Origin of the sequence: Streptomyces sp. NPDC006335, from assembly GCF_040612795.1 — a bacterium.
Lineage (GTDB): Bacteria > Actinomycetota > Actinomycetes > Streptomycetales > Streptomycetaceae > Streptomyces.
Genome location: NZ_JBEXQX010000001.1, coordinates 769,379 through 782,924 on the forward strand (window position 1 = coordinate 769,379; position 13,546 = coordinate 782,924).

Sequence of the window (13,546 nt, forward strand, 5' to 3'; positions counted from 1 at the left end):
GCATGTCCTTGCAGAGCCTCGCGCTGATCGAGAACTGGCCGGTTCCCACCGCTGCGGCGGGGGTGGTGCGCGCCGACGGCACCGTCCTCGGCACCCACGGTCCGACGGGCCACCGCTTCCCGCTGGCCTCGGTCACCAAGCCGCTCGCCGCGTACGCCGTCCTCGTCGCGTACGAGGAGGGGGCGATCGAACTCGACGAGCCGGCCGGGCCGAACGGATCGACGGTGCGGCACCTGCTCGCGCACACCTCGGGGCTGGCCTTCGACGAACACCGGGCGACCGCTTCTCCCGGCGAGCGGCGGCTGTACTCGAACGCGGGCTTCGAGCAGCTCGGCGACCATGTGGCCAAGGCGACGGACATCCCGTTCGCGGAGTACCTGCGCCAGGCGGTCCTGGAGCCGCTGGGCATGACGTCGACGTCCCTGGAGGGCTCCCCCGCGAAGGACGGGGTGTCGACGGTCGGGGATCTTCTCCGGTTCGCGGCGGAGGTGCAGGCGCCACGGCTGCTGGACCCGCGTACGGTCGCGGCGGCGATGACCGTCCAGTACCCGGGCACGAAGGGCGTCCTGCCCGGCTACGGCCACCAGAACCCCAACGACTGGGGCCTCGGCTTCGAGATCCGCGACTCCAAGTCCCCGCACTGGACGGGCTCCTCGTCCTCGCCGCGCACCTTCGGGCACTTCGGCCAGTCCGGCACGTTCCTGTGGATCGACCCGGACGCGGGGGCGGCCTGTGTGGCGCTGACGGACCGCGCGTTCGGGCCGTGGGCGGTCGAGGCGTGGCCCGCGTTCACCGACGCGGTCCTCGCCGGCCTCTAGGACATCTCCCACACCAGCAGTTCGGCCGGGGTCATCGCCACCACGTCCAGCTCCTTGGCGTCGGTGACCCGGGCCGCGTCCCCGGCCCCCAACTCCTCGCCGTCCAGCCGTACTTCGCCCCGCACGACATGGACGTACAGGTGGCGCCCGTCCGGCACCGCCGTCCGCTCCCCCGCGCCCAGCCGCCGCACGTGGAGCATCGCGCCCGCCTCCGGGACGGCGTACGGCGTCGAGTCGGCGATCCCGCGGACGATCTCGTACGACGGCTCACCGCCGGGCTCCAGGGGGGCCAGCCAGGTCTGCACGAAGGTCAGCGGGGTCCCGGCGTCGTTGCGCTCGACGTGCCGGACGCCCGCGGCGGCGCTCAGCCGCTGGACGTCACCGGGCCGTACGACCGTCTCGTGCCCGGTGGAGTCCCGGTGCGTCAGCTCGCCCTCGACCACCCACGTCACGATCTCGGTGTGGCTGTGCGGATGCTCGTCGAACCCGGCCCCGGGCACGAGCCGCTCCTCGTTGCAGGCGATCAGCGCGCCGAACCGGAGGTTGTCGGGATCGTAGTGCGGCCCGAACGAGAAGGCGTGCCACGACTCGATCCCGGCCCCGGGATCCCCGCCTGGATAGCGCTCCGCGGCGCGCCGTACGTCCGTCACGGGACCACGGTAGTGCCAGGGTGGGCCGCCGGTGGGGCCTCGGTCGGTACCCGGCGGCGCGCACTGACGTCCGGATAAGGCAGTCTTGTCCCCGTGCCCGAACCCGAACACCGCAAGTCCGATCCCGCCGCGCCCCGCCCCCACGCTCACGCCGCGACCCTGAAGCGGCTGGAGAAGTCGTCCGGGTCTCTCGCGCAGCAGGCCATCGCGCGCATGGACGAGACGCTGCCGTGGTACCGGGCGATGCCCCCGGAGAACCGTTCCTGGATCGGGCTGGTCGCCCAGGCCGGTATCGCGGCCTTCACCGAGTGGTTCCGGCAGCCGGACGCCCCGCAGGCCATCTCCACCGACGTGTTCGGGACCGCTCCCCGCGAGCTGACCCGGGCCATCACCCTGCGGCAGACGGTCGAGATGGTGCGGACGACCATCGAGGTCATGGAGTCGGCCATCGACGAGGTCGCCGCTCCCGGTGACGAGAGCGTGCTGCGGGAAGCGCTGCTCGTGTACGCACGTGAGATCGCCTTCGCCACCGCCCAGGTCTACGCCCAGGCCGCCGAGGCACGCGGTGCCTGGGACGCCCGGCTGGAGTCCCTGGTCGTCAACGCCGTGCTCAGCGGGGAGGCCGACGAGGGAGCCGTGAGCAGGGCGGCGGCTCTCGGATGGAACGCTCCCGAGCATGTGTGCGTCATCCTCGGGGCCGCTCCCGACGGCGACTCGGAGCTGACCGTCGAGGCCATCCGGCGGGCCGCCCGGCACGCCAAGCTCCAGGTGCTGACCGGGGTGCTCGGGGCCCGGCTCGTCGTGATCGCGGGCGGCAGCGACAACCCGCTCGCGGTGGCCAAGTCGCTGATCGGGCCCTACGCGGCCGGACCCGTGGTCGCCGGGCCCGTCGTACCCGATCTGCTGGCCGCGACCCGGTCCGCGCAGGCGGCCGCCGCCGGGCTCAAGGCGTGTTCCGCCTGGCAGGACGCCCCGCGCCCGGTGCTGGCGGACGACCTGCTTCCGGAACGCGCGATGGCCGGCGACCCCGGTGCGCGCGAGCAGTTGGTGGAGGAGATCTACAGACCGCTGGAGGAGGCCGGATCCGCGCTCCTGGAGACGCTCTCCGTCTACCTCGAACAGGCGTCCAGTCTGGAGGGCGCGGCCCGGATGCTCTTCGTGCATCCCAACACCGTGCGCTACCGGCTTCGACGTGTGACTGACGTCACCGGCTGGTCACCCTCCGATGTGCGTTCCGCATTCACCTTGCGGATCGCGCTCATCCTGGGGCGTCTGGCCGACGGAGATCCCCAGCCCTAGGCTTTTGTCGGGGGTCCACAAAACCCCCTCTCGTTCTTCGTCCCTGTCCCCACGGGCGGCTTGGGCCGCCTCCAAGAGAGAGTGTGAGAGTGCTCGTACTCGTCGCTCCCGGCCAGGGCGCCCAGACGCCCGGCTTCCTGACCCCCTGGCTCGAACTCCCCGGTGCCGCGGACCGCGTCGCCGCGTGGTCCGACGCCATCGGACTGGACCTCGCCCACTACGGCACACAGGCCGACGCGGACGCCATCCGCGACACCTCGGTGGCCCAGCCGCTGCTGGTCGCGGCCGGAATCCTGTCCGCCTCGGCACTCGGTGACATCGCCACGACCGCCCCCGGCGCGGTGGCCGGGCACAGCGTCGGCGAGATCACCGCGGCCGCCTTCGCGGGCGTCCTGGACGACACCGCCGCCCTCACCCTCGTACGCAAGCGGGGTCTGGCCATGGCCGACGCCGCCGCGATCACCGAGACCGGCATGTCGGCGCTGCTCGGCGGTGACCCCGAGGTCTCCGTCGCGCACCTGGAGAAGCTGGGCCTGACCCCGGCGAACGTCAACGGCGCCGGACAGATCGTCGCCGCGGGCACGCTGGAGCAGCTCGCCGTCCTGAACGACGACAAGCCCGAGGGCGTCCGCAAGGTCGTCCCGCTCAAGGTGGCCGGCGCCTTCCACACGCACCACATGGCCCCCGCGGTCGACGCGCTGGCCAAGGCCGCCGCCGATCTGACGCCGGCCGACCCGACCGTCACGTACGTCTCGAACAAGGACGGGCAGGCCGTCGCCACCGGGGCCGAGGTGCTGGAGCGGCTCGTCGGCCAGGTCGCCAACCCGGTCCGCTGGGACCTGTGCATGGAGACCTTCAAGGAGCTCGGCGCCACCGCGTTCATCGAGGTCTCCCCCGGCGGCACGCTGGTCGGCCTCGCCAAGCGCGCGCTGCCCGGCGTCAAGACGCTGGCCCTGAAGACCCCGGACGACCTCGACGCTGCTCGCGAGCTCATCGCCGAGCACAGTGCCTGAGAAGGAGCACGAGAGCATGTCGAAGATCAAGCCCAGCAAGGGCGCCCCGTACGCGCGCATCCTCGGTGTCGGCGGTTACCGCCCGACCCGGGTCGTGCCGAACGAGGTGATCCTCGAGACGATCGACTCGTCCGACGAGTGGATCCGCTCGCGCTCCGGCATCCAGACCCGGCACTGGGCGAACGCCGAGGAGACCGTCGCCGCGATGTCGATCGAGGCGTCCGGCAAGGCGATCGCCGACGCCGGGATCTCCGCCGAGCAGATCGGCGGCGTGATCGTCTCGACCGTCTCGCACTTCAAGCAGACCCCGGCCGTGGCGACGGAGATCGCCGACAAGCTGGGCACGGACAAGGCCGCCGCCTTCGACATCTCGGCGGGCTGCGCGGGCTTCGGCTACGGCCTCACCCTCGCCAAGGGCATGATCGTCGAGGGCTCGGCGGAGTACGTCCTCGTCATCGGCGTGGAGCGGCTGTCCGACCTGACCGACCTGGAGGACCGTGCCACGGCCTTCCTGTTCGGCGACGGTGCCGGCGCGGTCGTCGTGGGTCCCTCCAAGGAGCCCGCGATCGGACCCACCGTCTGGGGCTCCGAGGGCGACAAGTCCGAGACCATCAAGCAGACCGTGGCGTGGACCGAGTACGACTCCACGGGCAAGTTCCCCGCGATCACGCAGGAGGGCCAGGCGGTCTTCCGCTGGGCCGTGTTCGAGATGGCGAAGGTCGCCCAGCAGGCGCTGGACGCGGCCGGGATCGCCCCGGCCGACCTGGACGTCTTCATTCCGCACCAGGCCAACGAGCGGATCATCGACTCGATGGTGAAGACGCTGAAGCTGCCGGAGCACGTCACGGTCGCGCGGGACGTACGCACCACAGGCAACACCTCGGCCGCCTCGATCCCGCTCGCGATGGAGCGGCTCCTGGCGACCGGCGAGGCGAAGAGCGGCGACACCGCGCTCGTCATCGGATTCGGGGCGGGTCTCGTCTACGCCGCCACTGTCGTTACCCTCCCCTAGGCACTCCGTGCCGGATCAACCGGTCCGGGACGGGAAGCACTGCCAACCCTCTGATAAAGAAAACGAAGGAGCGCCACCATGGCCGCCACTCAGGAAGAGATCGTCGCCGGTCTCGCCGACATCGTGAACGAGATCGCCGGCATCCCGGTTGAGGACGTCCAGCTGGACAAGTCCTTCACCGACGACCTGGACGTCGACTCGCTCTCCATGGTCGAGGTCGTCGTCGCCGCCGAAGAGCGCTTCGACGTCAAGATCCCGGACGACGACGTCAAGAACCTCAAGACGGTCGGCGACGCCACCGACTACATCCTCAAGCACCAGGCCTGAGTCCCTGCTCGGGTCGGACGCTGACCGGCCCCGCCACCCGGCGGTGGCGCCGCTTAATCCTCGTAACGTTGGAGAAAGAGTTCCCGTGAGCCCGACCAATCGCACCGTGGTCGTCACCGGTATCGGCGCAACCACACCGCTGGGTGGCGACGCAGCCTCTACCTGGGAGGGTCTGGTCGCCGGCAAGTCCGGCGTCAAGCCCCTGGAGCAGGAGTGGGCCGCCGACCAGGCGGTCCGTATCGCCGCGCAGATCGCGGTCGAACCGACCGAGGTCATTCCCCGTCCGCAGGCCCGCCGCCTCGACCGCTCGGCGCAGTTCGCGCTGGTCGCGGCCAAGGAGGCGTGGGCCGACGCCGGTTTCGAGGGCAAGGCCGGTGAGGACGGCTCGGTCGGCGCGGTCGACCCCGACCGTCTCGGCGCCGTCATCGCCTCCGGCATCGGCGGTGTGACGACCCTGCTCGACCAGTACGACGTGCTCAAGGAGAAGGGCGTCCGCCGCGTCTCCCCGCACACCGTGCCGATGCTGATGCCGAACGGCCCCTCGGCCAACGTGGGTCTGCTCGTCGGCGCCCGCGCGGGTGTGCACACCCCGGTCTCCGCCTGCGCGTCGGGCGCCGAGGCCATCGGCTACGCCATCGAGATGATCCGGACCGGCCGCGCCGACGTGGTCGTCGCCGGTGGTACGGAGGCGGCGATCCACCCGCTGCCCATCGCCGCGTTCGGCAACATGATGGCGATGTCCAAGAACAACGAGGACCCCGAGGGCGCCTCGCGTCCCTACGACGTGGCCCGGGACGGGTTCGTCCTCGGCGAGGGTGCCGGTGTCGTCGTCCTGGAGTCCGCCGAGCACGCCGCCAAGCGCGGTGCGCGGGTGTACGCCGAGGCGGTCGGGCAGGGCATCTCCGCCGACGCGCACGACATCGTGCAGCCGGAGCCGGAGGGCCGCGGCATCTCGCACGCCCTCCAGCACCTGCTGGACAGCACCGACCTGGACCCGGCGGAGATCGTGCACGTCAACGCGCACGCCACGTCGACCCCGGCCGGTGACATCGCCGAGCTCAAGGCGCTGCGCAAGGTCTTCGGCGACGACACCGACCACATCGCCGTGTCCGCCACCAAGTCGATGACCGGTCACCTGCTCGGTGGCGCGGGCGGCGTGGAGACGGTCGCGACCGTCCTCGCCCTGTACCACCGGGTGGCTCCGCCGACCATCAACGTCGAGAACCTCGACCCGGAGGCGGAGGCCAACGCCGACGTCGTCCGCGGCGAGGCGCGCAAGCTGCCCGTGGAGGGCCGTATCGCCGCGCTGAACGACTCGTTCGGGTTCGGCGGGCACAACGTCGTACTGGCGTTCCGTACGGTCTGAGAATCGTCTGTACGCAACTGAAGGGCCCCCACCGGCCGGTGGGGGCCCTTCAGCATGGGTGCGCGGGAATCAGACGACCTGGTGCAGCCAGCGGACCGGGGCGCCCTCGCCGGCGTACCGGAACGGCTCCAGCTCGTCGTCCCAGGGCTTGCCGAGGAGCTTGGCGAGCTCGGCCTCCAGGTCCGTCTCGCCGCGCTGCGAGCGGGTCAGGGCCGCGCGCAGGCGGTCCTCCGGGATCAGGATGTCGCCGTGGATGCCGGTGACGGCGTGGAAGATGCCGAGCTCGGGGGTGCAGCTGTAGCGCTCGCCCTCCGCGGTGGGGCAGGGCTCGGCCGTGACCTCGAAGCGCAGCAGGTGCCAGCCTCTGAGGGCCGAGGCGAGCTTGGACGCGGTGCCGACCTCGCCCTTCCAGGAGAACTCCGAGCGCCAGGTGCCCGGCGCGGCCGGCTGCCGGATCCAGTCGAGGTTGACGCGTGTGCCGAGCACCCCGGCGACGGCCCACTCGACGTGCGGGCACAGCGCGCGCGGCGCGGAGTGCACGTACAGAACTCCACGTGTCGTCACCGGGACCTCCGGGCAGAGCGGGACAAGTCTTGCTGGCTGGCATGGCGGCGATGGCGGGCAGCCACGTTGATGGCGAGGCTACCGTGCGGCGGCGCAAGGAGTGTGACGTACCGTCGGTCCCGGTGCCCCGAAACGCCCGCCATTCACCCGGCAGGACGCTAGTACGGGTACCGATCGTTCCCTCGGGGCCACCGGGAACTCCCGTGCGTTGTCATGAGAGGACCACCATTTCACGAGGGGAACACCACGGATGCGGAAGCAGGGCCACCGCTCGCGGGCCGTCGTCGCCGTTCTGACGGCGGCTGTTTTGGGTGTCGCCGGCTGTGACGCCGTGGGCGGTGACTCGGCGGGGCCGAGCCGGGAGGCCAAGCCCTCGCCGAAGCCGACCCCGGCGTGGGACAGCAGCCCGGCGTCGATCGCCGCCGTCGGCGACTCCATCACCCGCGGCTTCGACGCCTGCGGGATCCTCAAGGACTGCCCCGACGTGTCCTGGGCCACCGGCGCCAGCACCCAGGTCGACTCGCTGGCCGTACGGCTGCTGGGGCGGACGAAGGCGGCCGAGCGGAGCTGGAACTACGCGGTGTCCGGGTCGCGGATGGCCGATCTGCCGGCGCAGATGGCGCAGGCGGCCTCGCGCACACCGGCGCTGGTCACCGTGATGGTCGGTGCCAACGACGCCTGCCGGGACTCCACGGCGGCGATGACGTCGGTGTCCGACTTCCGGGCCGGCTTCGAGGACGCGCTCGCCGTGCTGCGGAAGACGGCGCCCAAGGCGCAGGTGTACGTGGCGAGCGTGCCGAACCTCAAGCGGCTGTGGTCCCAGGGCCGCACCAACCCGATGGGCAAGCAGGTGTGGAAGCTGGGCGTGTGCCCGTCGATGCTGGCCGACGCGGACGCCCTGGACGCGGCGGCGACCGAGCGGCGGGACACCGTGCAGGAGCGGGTGGAGGCCTACAACTCCGTACTGAAGGAGGTGTGCGCCCGGGACGAGCGGTGCCGGTACGACGGGGGCGCGGTGTACGACTACCGGTTCGGCACCGACCAGCTCAGCCACTGGGACTGGTTCCATCCGAGCGTGAACGGACAGGCGCGGCTGGCGGAGATCGCTTACCGCAAGGTCAGGTCCGTGTCCTAAAGTTCCGCACATGAACGAACTCTTCGCCACGCTTCCCGACGGCACACCGGTGCACCGCTGGACCCTGGAGCGCGCGGGTGTGCGCGTGCGGATCCTGTCGTACGGCGGGATCGTGCAGTCGGTCGAGGTCCCGGACCGGGACGGGCGGGCGGCGGACGTGGTGCTGGGCTTCGCCGGGCTGGACGGGTACCTGGAGCACTCCGGTCCGTATCTCGGCGCCTTGATCGGGCGGTACGCGAACCGGATCGCGGGCGGCCGCTTCGAGCTGGACGGGGTGACGTACCCCCTCGCGGCCAACAACGCGCCCAACTCCCTGCACGGCGGCGAGAACGGCTTCGACAAGCGGGTGTGGGACATGGAGCCCGCCGGTGCGCACGGGGTGCGGCTGAGCCGGGTCAGCCCGCACGGCGAGGAGGGCTTTCCGGGGCGCCTGGAGGTCTCGGGGACGTACAGCCTGGACGAGTCGGGTGCGCTGCGGATCTCGTACGAGGCGGTCACCGACGCGCCGACCCTGGTGAACCTGACCAACCACAGCTACTTCAACCTGGCCGGGTCCGGGTCCGGGAACGCGGGCGGGCACGAACTGCGTATCGACGCCTCGCGGTTCACACCGGTCGACGCGGACCTTATCCCGACCGGGGTGGCGGAGGTCGCGGACACCCGGTTCGACTTCCGTCGGCCGCGCAAGGTCGGCTCCGGCTACGACCACAACTTCGTGCTCGACAAGGGGATCACCGAACAGGCCGTCGAGGTCGCCGAGTTGTACGACCCCGCGTCCGGACGCGTGCTGACGGTGGCGACGACCGAGCCGGGGCTCCAGCTCTACACCGGGGACCATCTGAGCGGGCCCTTCGCGCCCGGCGACGGCATCGCGCTGGAGACCCAGCACTTCCCCGACTCCCCGAACCGCCCGGAGTTCCCGAGCACGGTGCTGCGGCCCGGTGAGGTGTACCGGTCGGAGACGGTGTACGGCTTCGGCACGCGCTGAGTACGCACGAGCCCCGGCCCAGGGGTCAGGTCCCGGGCCGGGGCTGCTGGTGAGGGGGGTCTGCCCCCTGCGATCAGACGTTAATCGTCACGGTGATCCGGCGGTCCCCGATCGAGCGCCCCACCTGGATTTCGTACGAACCCTTCACATGCGACCACGACGAGGTCTTCTCGTCCCAGATCTGGAAGGCCCGGGGCGGGATCTCCACGGTGACCTCGACGCTCTCGCCGGGGCCGGCCTCGGCTCCCGCGAATCCGGCGAGCCGGCGGGCCGGGCGTTCGCTGTCGGGCTCGGCGGGCGCCAGGTAGACCTGGACGACCTCGCGGCCGGCGCGGGCGCCGGAGTTGCGCAGCCGGACCCGGACGGTGGTGCCCCGGACCTCGGCGGACTCGTAGGTCCAGTCGGTGTAGCCGAGGCCGTGGCCGAAGGGGTAGGCGGGGGTGCGGTGCTCCTTCTCCCAGGCGGCGTAGCCGATGAACACGCCCTCGGAGTAAGGCAGTTCGCCGTTCTCCGGTGCGACCCGGGTGACCGGGGCGTCGGCCAGGGCTCCCCAGGTGGTGGGGAGGCGGCCGCCGGGTTCGTGGGCGCCGGTCAGCACGTCGGCGAGGGCGGCGCCGCCCTCCTGGCCCGGGAACCAGCCGAGCAGGATCGCGGCGACGTCCTCGCGCCAGGGCAGCTCCACCGGGGAGCCGGAGTTGACGACCACGACGGTGTTCGGGTTGGCGGCGGCGACCGCGCGGACCAGCTCGTCCTGGCGGCCCGGGAGCGTGAGGTCCCGGCGGTCGTAGCCCTCGGACTCGACGCGCTCGGTGGTGGCGACCACGACGACGGCCGTGTCGGCGTTCCGGGCCGCCTCGACGGCCTCGGCGATCAGCTCGTCGGCGTCGCGCCGCGGGTCCTGGTGGGCGAGGGTGAAGACGATGGCCTTCATCGGGACGCCCTCGGGGAGGGCCGCCATGACGTGGGTCAGGGAGACCTCGACCGGTTCGCCGGCGGCCAGGTGGACCTCGGCGCGGGGCTCGGGGGCGCCGAAAAAGGTGATGAAGGGGTCGTCCTTGTCGGCGCGCTGGACGTCGTCGTAGTACGTCGTGCCGTCGACGACCAACCGGAAGGCGCCGAGTCCCTTGATGCCGAAGGTGTGCGTGCCGGTCTCGCGCGGGGTGAACGTGCCGGTCAGCTCGACGGTGTGGAGCCGGTCGTGGGTGACGCCCTCGGGGAGGTCCGAACCCATCCACTGGATCTGGCCGTTGGGGGCGGACGCCGTGCCGATGACGTTCCCGGCCGCGTCCCGGCAGACCGCGGTGAGGGTGAACCCCTTGTCGGCGACGGCGAGTTCGGTGTGGGGGTCGGCGCCGACGGTGTAGGTCAGGGTGCCCTCGGGCAGGGCGGCGGTGAGGCCGTCGAGCGGGGAGACGACGCGGTCCGGGAAGACGGTGGCGGAGCCGCCGCCGAGCACCCGGGCGTCCCGGGCGGCGGCGCCGACGAGGGCGACCGTGCCCGCCTTCAGCGGCAACACCCCCTGGTTGCGGACCAGGACGAAGGCGCGACGGGCTATCTCGCGGGCCAGCGCGATGCCGTCGACGGGGTCCGGGAGGTCGGTGACGACGGGTTCGGCGCCGTCCAGGACGCCGACGCGGGCGGCGAGCCGCAGCACATTGCGTACGGCGGTGTCGACCGTGCTCTCCTCGACCTCGCCGTCCCTGACCGCCCGGGCGAGGGCTTCGCCGTAGACGGTCGTCGGGCCGGGCATGGCGATGTCGAGGCCGCCCTCGATGGCACCCTTGGTGGAGCGGGCGGCCGTCCAGTCGGAGACGTTGCAGCCGTCGAAGCCCCATTCGCCGCGCAGGACTTCGTTGACGAGGTGGTGGTGCTCGGTCATCGTCGTGCCGTTGACCGTGTTGTAGGCGGTCATCACGCCCCACGGACGGGCGTGCTCGACGATGTGCTCGAAGGGCGCCAAGTACAGCTCGCGCAGGGCGCGTTCGGAAACCAGGTTGTTCACCGTGAAGCGGTCGGTCTCGGCGTCGTTGGCGACGAAGTGCTTGACGGTGGTGCCGACACCGCCCTCCTGCACGCCGGTGACGTACCCGGCGCCGATCCGCCCGGTCAGGTACGGGTCCTCGCTGTAGGCCTCGAAGTGACGGCCGCCGAGCGGGGAGCGGTGGAGGTTGACGGTGGGGGCGAGCAGGACGTGGACGCCCTTGCGGCGGGCCTCCTGGGCGAGGAGGACGCCGGCCCTGCGGGCGAGTTCCGGGTCCCAGGTGGCGGCGAGCGCGGTCGGGGAGGGCAGGGCGATCGACGGGTCGTCGGCGCTCCAGCGCACGCCCCGGACGCCGATCGGGCCGTCGGACATGACGAGGGAGTCCAGGCCGATCTCGGGGAGCGCGGGCAGGGTCCACATGTCCTGGCCGGCCAGGAGCCTCGCCTTGGCGTCGAGGTCGAGCGCGGCCAGTGCCGTCTCGACGGCCGCCTCGCGGGCCCGGTCGGCGGGGGTGGTGCCCTCGGGTGCCGCCATGGGGGTTCCTCCTCGTTGAAGTCCGTGGACGTCTCCCATCCTGCCTCGGCGGCCCGCGGAGCAATCGGGACCGCGGCCGTCAATGAAGAGTCACTGGCTCCAGGCCGCGGCGAGCGTCTTGCTGAGCGCGCACACGCACGCGAAGGCCAGCGCCCAGACATGCTGCCCGGCGGCGTACAGCAGCACGACACCCGCCCCGAACCAGAGCACCTCGAAGGCGACCCGGGCGGCGCCGTGGAGCTTGAACCGCGCCCTCGGGGAGCCGAACAGACCCCACGCCCAGCCGAGAGCGACCACTCCGGCGAGGGCGGCCAGCGGGGCGGCGTCGGAGCCGCTGCGGTAGGCGTAGTACCAGACGGATCCCAGGACGCAGAGTTCCATCAGGAAGATGACGCCCAGGTTCACGGCCTTCGCTGCCTTCATGGGCCGCAGTATCACCCGCCGGCCGGCACCGCCGCCACGACTTCGATCTCGATCCGCGCCTCGGGCCGGAAGAGCCGCGGCACCTCGAAGGTCATGCTGGTGGGCGGGGTGCCGGTGAGGAACTCCCGTCGTACGGCGCCGTACTGCTCCAGCTCCGAGATGTCCGTGAGGTAGGTGCGGATGTTGATGACATGGGCCAGGCTCGCCCCGTGCGCCGCCAGCAGCGCGGCCAGGGTCTCGAAGACGCCCCGGGACTGCTCGGCGAGCGTGGCGCCCTCGGCGATCTGGCCGGAGACGAACAACAGGGCGCTGCCGTCGGCCTGTTCGACGCGGGCGACCTGGGAGTAGTAGGGGCTCAGGGGCTGGGGCGCGCCGGCGGGGTTGTCCAGGGTGATCTGCATGCCGTCGACGCTAGGTGTGCCCTTGCGATGCGACAAGCGAATGTCCAGCATGGCTGCCATGCCGAACCCGCATCGCACGGAGCCGCCTCCCGATCTCGCCACCGTCTGGCTGCGGGTCTTCCTGGAGGTCGCCCGGCACGAGTCGTTCACGGTGGCCGCGCACACGCTGGGCTGGACCCAGTCCGCGGTGTCCCGGCAGATCTCCTCGCTGGAGGGGGCGTTGGGCGGGGCGCCGCTGTTCGACCGGCTGCCGCGGGGCGTGCGCCTGACGGAGGCGGGGCGGGTGCTCGTGCCGTACGCGCAGACCGTCACCGGGGCGCTGCACGCGGCTGCGCGGGAGCTGGCGGCGCTGCGAGAACTGGCGGGCGGGCGGCTGCGGTTCGGGGCGTTCCCGACCGCGGACGCGGCCCTGGTCCCGCACGCCCTCGGTGTCTTCCGCGCCCGTCATCCGGGCGTGCGGGTCTCCCGCGAGGAGGGGCTCACCCCGTCGTTGCTGGACCGGCTCACCGAGGGGCGGCTGGATCTCGCGGTCGTCTCCACGACGGGTGGGGCGCCGCTGTCGGCGTACGAACTGCGCCATCTGCTCGACGAGTCGCTGTACGTCGCCGTCCCGGCCGGGCATCCGCTGGTGGCCGAGGGCGGCGGGCCGGTGCGGCTCGGGCGGCTCGCGGACGCCGACTGGATCTCCGGGAGCGCGCGCGCCGAGGGGACGCTCCTAGACGCGGCCCTGCGGCAGGGCTTCCGGCCGCGGATCGCGCATGTCGTCGGCGAGTGGACCGCCAAGCAGGGGTACGTCGCCGCCGGGCTCGGTGTGACGCTGGTCCCGGCGCTCGCCGCGGGGTCCGTACGGCCGGACGTCGTGCTGCTCCCGGTGCTCGACGAGAGGGCTCCGGCGCGGGCGGTGTACGCGGCGACACCGCGGGGGCGGTCGCCCTCTCCGGCCGTGGAGGCGTTCGTCGGGGCGCTGCGGGAGGCGGCGGGGCGGATCCCCCGGACGTCACTCCCCATGGCGTAGACCACTGCGCTCACGCGATA

At 72.1% G+C, this 13,546-nt stretch carries 14 protein-coding genes; 9 read left to right on the forward strand and 5 right to left on the reverse strand.

The genetic code is table 11. From position 1 onward, the window contains the following. Nucleotides 1–2 precede the first annotated feature (2 nt). Nucleotides 3–818, forward strand: coding sequence for a serine hydrolase domain-containing protein (locus ABZ098_RS03510; RefSeq protein ID WP_356586768.1), 816 nt, complete (start codon nt 3–5; stop codon nt 816–818). Here the strand turns inward: ABZ098_RS03510 and ABZ098_RS03515 are convergent. Further along, nucleotides 815–1,468, reverse strand: coding sequence for a pirin family protein (locus ABZ098_RS03515; protein WP_356586769.1), 654 nt, complete (start codon nt 1,466–1,468; stop codon nt 815–817). The genes ABZ098_RS03510 and ABZ098_RS03515 overlap by 4 nt on opposite strands. Nucleotides 1,469–1,561: 93 nt before the next feature. On the opposite strand from ABZ098_RS03515, the gene ABZ098_RS03520 reads away from it, so the two are divergent. From ABZ098_RS03520 to ABZ098_RS03540, 5 genes are all read left to right on the forward strand, one after another. Further along, nucleotides 1,562–2,767 carry a helix-turn-helix domain-containing protein gene (locus ABZ098_RS03520; RefSeq protein WP_356586770.1) on the forward strand — a complete coding sequence of 402 codons (1,206 nt, stop codon included), beginning with the start codon at nt 1,562–1,564 and terminating at the stop codon, nt 2,765–2,767. An 89-nt stretch (nt 2,768–2,856) separates the two neighbouring features. Beyond that, nucleotides 2,857–3,780, forward strand: a complete 924-nt coding sequence (locus ABZ098_RS03525; RefSeq protein ID WP_356586772.1) for an ACP S-malonyltransferase — start codon at nt 2,857–2,859, stop codon at nt 3,778–3,780. A 16-nt stretch (nt 3,781–3,796) separates the two neighbouring features. Next, nucleotides 3,797–4,792, forward strand: coding sequence for a ketoacyl-ACP synthase III (locus tag ABZ098_RS03530; RefSeq protein ID WP_356586773.1), 996 nt, complete (start codon nt 3,797–3,799; stop codon nt 4,790–4,792). 78 nt (nt 4,793–4,870) lie between these two features. After that, nucleotides 4,871–5,119 (forward strand): acyl carrier protein, encoded by a 249-nt coding sequence (locus ABZ098_RS03535; protein ID WP_007381745.1) that lies wholly within the window; start codon nt 4,871–4,873, stop codon nt 5,117–5,119. Nucleotides 5,120–5,204: 85 nt separating this feature from the next. Beyond that, complete coding sequence (locus ABZ098_RS03540) at nt 5,205–6,485, forward strand: beta-ketoacyl-[acyl-carrier-protein] synthase family protein (RefSeq protein ID WP_356586775.1); 1,281 nt, start codon at nt 5,205–5,207, stop codon at nt 6,483–6,485. Between the two features lie 69 nt (nt 6,486–6,554). On the opposite strand, the gene ABZ098_RS03545 is transcribed toward ABZ098_RS03540, so the two are convergent. Next, nucleotides 6,555–7,049 carry a DUF3145 domain-containing protein gene (locus tag ABZ098_RS03545; RefSeq protein ID WP_007381747.1) on the reverse strand — a complete coding sequence of 165 codons (495 nt, stop codon included), beginning with the start codon at nt 7,047–7,049 and terminating at the stop codon, nt 6,555–6,557. A gap of 250 nt (nt 7,050–7,299) precedes the next feature. On the opposite strand from ABZ098_RS03545, the gene ABZ098_RS03550 reads away from it, so the two are divergent. Both ABZ098_RS03550 and ABZ098_RS03555 read left to right on the forward strand, forming a co-directional pair. Further along, nucleotides 7,300–8,184 carry an SGNH/GDSL hydrolase family protein gene (locus tag ABZ098_RS03550; RefSeq protein ID WP_356586776.1) on the forward strand — a complete coding sequence of 295 codons (885 nt, stop codon included), beginning with the start codon at nt 7,300–7,302 and terminating at the stop codon, nt 8,182–8,184. A gap of 10 nt (nt 8,185–8,194) precedes the next feature. Beyond that, nucleotides 8,195–9,172 (forward strand): aldose epimerase family protein, encoded by a 978-nt coding sequence (locus tag ABZ098_RS03555; protein WP_356586778.1) that lies wholly within the window; start codon nt 8,195–8,197, stop codon nt 9,170–9,172. A 73-nt stretch (nt 9,173–9,245) separates the two neighbouring features. On the opposite strand, the gene ABZ098_RS03560 is transcribed toward ABZ098_RS03555, so the two are convergent. The 3 genes from ABZ098_RS03560 to ABZ098_RS03570 all read right to left on the reverse strand — a co-directional run bounded on the left by ABZ098_RS03560 (nt 9,246) and on the right by ABZ098_RS03570 (nt 12,511). Beyond that, complete coding sequence (locus ABZ098_RS03560) at nt 9,246–11,687, reverse strand: glycoside hydrolase family 3 C-terminal domain-containing protein (protein WP_356586780.1); 2,442 nt, start codon at nt 11,685–11,687, stop codon at nt 9,246–9,248. A gap of 90 nt (nt 11,688–11,777) precedes the next feature. Then, the gene (locus ABZ098_RS03565; RefSeq protein WP_356586781.1) at nt 11,778–12,110 is read right to left on the reverse strand and encodes a YrdB family protein; all 333 of its coding nucleotides are present in this window, start codon (nt 12,108–12,110) and stop codon (nt 11,778–11,780) included. 11 nt (nt 12,111–12,121) lie between these two features. Next, nucleotides 12,122–12,511 (reverse strand): RidA family protein, encoded by a 390-nt coding sequence (locus tag ABZ098_RS03570; RefSeq protein ID WP_356586783.1) that lies wholly within the window; start codon nt 12,509–12,511, stop codon nt 12,122–12,124. 58 nt (nt 12,512–12,569) lie between these two features. On the opposite strand from ABZ098_RS03570, the gene ABZ098_RS03575 reads away from it, so the two are divergent. After that, a complete protein-coding gene (locus ABZ098_RS03575; protein WP_356586784.1) occupies nt 12,570–13,526 on the forward strand; it encodes a LysR family transcriptional regulator in 957 nt (318 codons plus the stop codon). Nucleotides 13,527–13,546: the final 20 nt, after the last annotated feature.

What these genes read in the sequence shown, in the direction of transcription:
- ABZ098_RS03510 (WP_356586768.1), top strand. Translation starts at nt 3, where the DNA reads ATGTCCTTGCAGAGCCTCGCGCTGATCGAGAACTGGCCGGTTCCCACC.
- ABZ098_RS03530 (WP_356586773.1), top strand. Translation starts at nt 3,797, where the DNA reads ATGTCGAAGATCAAGCCCAGCAAGGGCGCCCCGTACGCGCGCATCCTC.
- ABZ098_RS03535 (WP_007381745.1), top strand. Translation starts at nt 4,871, where the DNA reads ATGGCCGCCACTCAGGAAGAGATCGTCGCCGGTCTCGCCGACATCGTG.
- ABZ098_RS03550 (WP_356586776.1), top strand. Translation starts at nt 7,300, where the DNA reads ATGCGGAAGCAGGGCCACCGCTCGCGGGCCGTCGTCGCCGTTCTGACG.
- ABZ098_RS03555 (WP_356586778.1), top strand. Translation starts at nt 8,195, where the DNA reads ATGAACGAACTCTTCGCCACGCTTCCCGACGGCACACCGGTGCACCGC.
- ABZ098_RS03560 (WP_356586780.1), bottom strand. Translation starts at nt 11,687, where the DNA reads ATGGCGGCACCCGAGGGCACCACCCCCGCCGACCGGGCCCGCGAGGCG.
- ABZ098_RS03565 (WP_356586781.1), bottom strand. Translation starts at nt 12,110, where the DNA reads ATGAAGGCAGCGAAGGCCGTGAACCTGGGCGTCATCTTCCTGATGGAA.
- ABZ098_RS03570 (WP_356586783.1), bottom strand. Translation starts at nt 12,511, where the DNA reads ATGCAGATCACCCTGGACAACCCCGCCGGCGCGCCCCAGCCCCTGAGC.
- ABZ098_RS03575 (WP_356586784.1), top strand. Translation starts at nt 12,570, where the DNA reads ATGCCGAACCCGCATCGCACGGAGCCGCCTCCCGATCTCGCCACCGTC.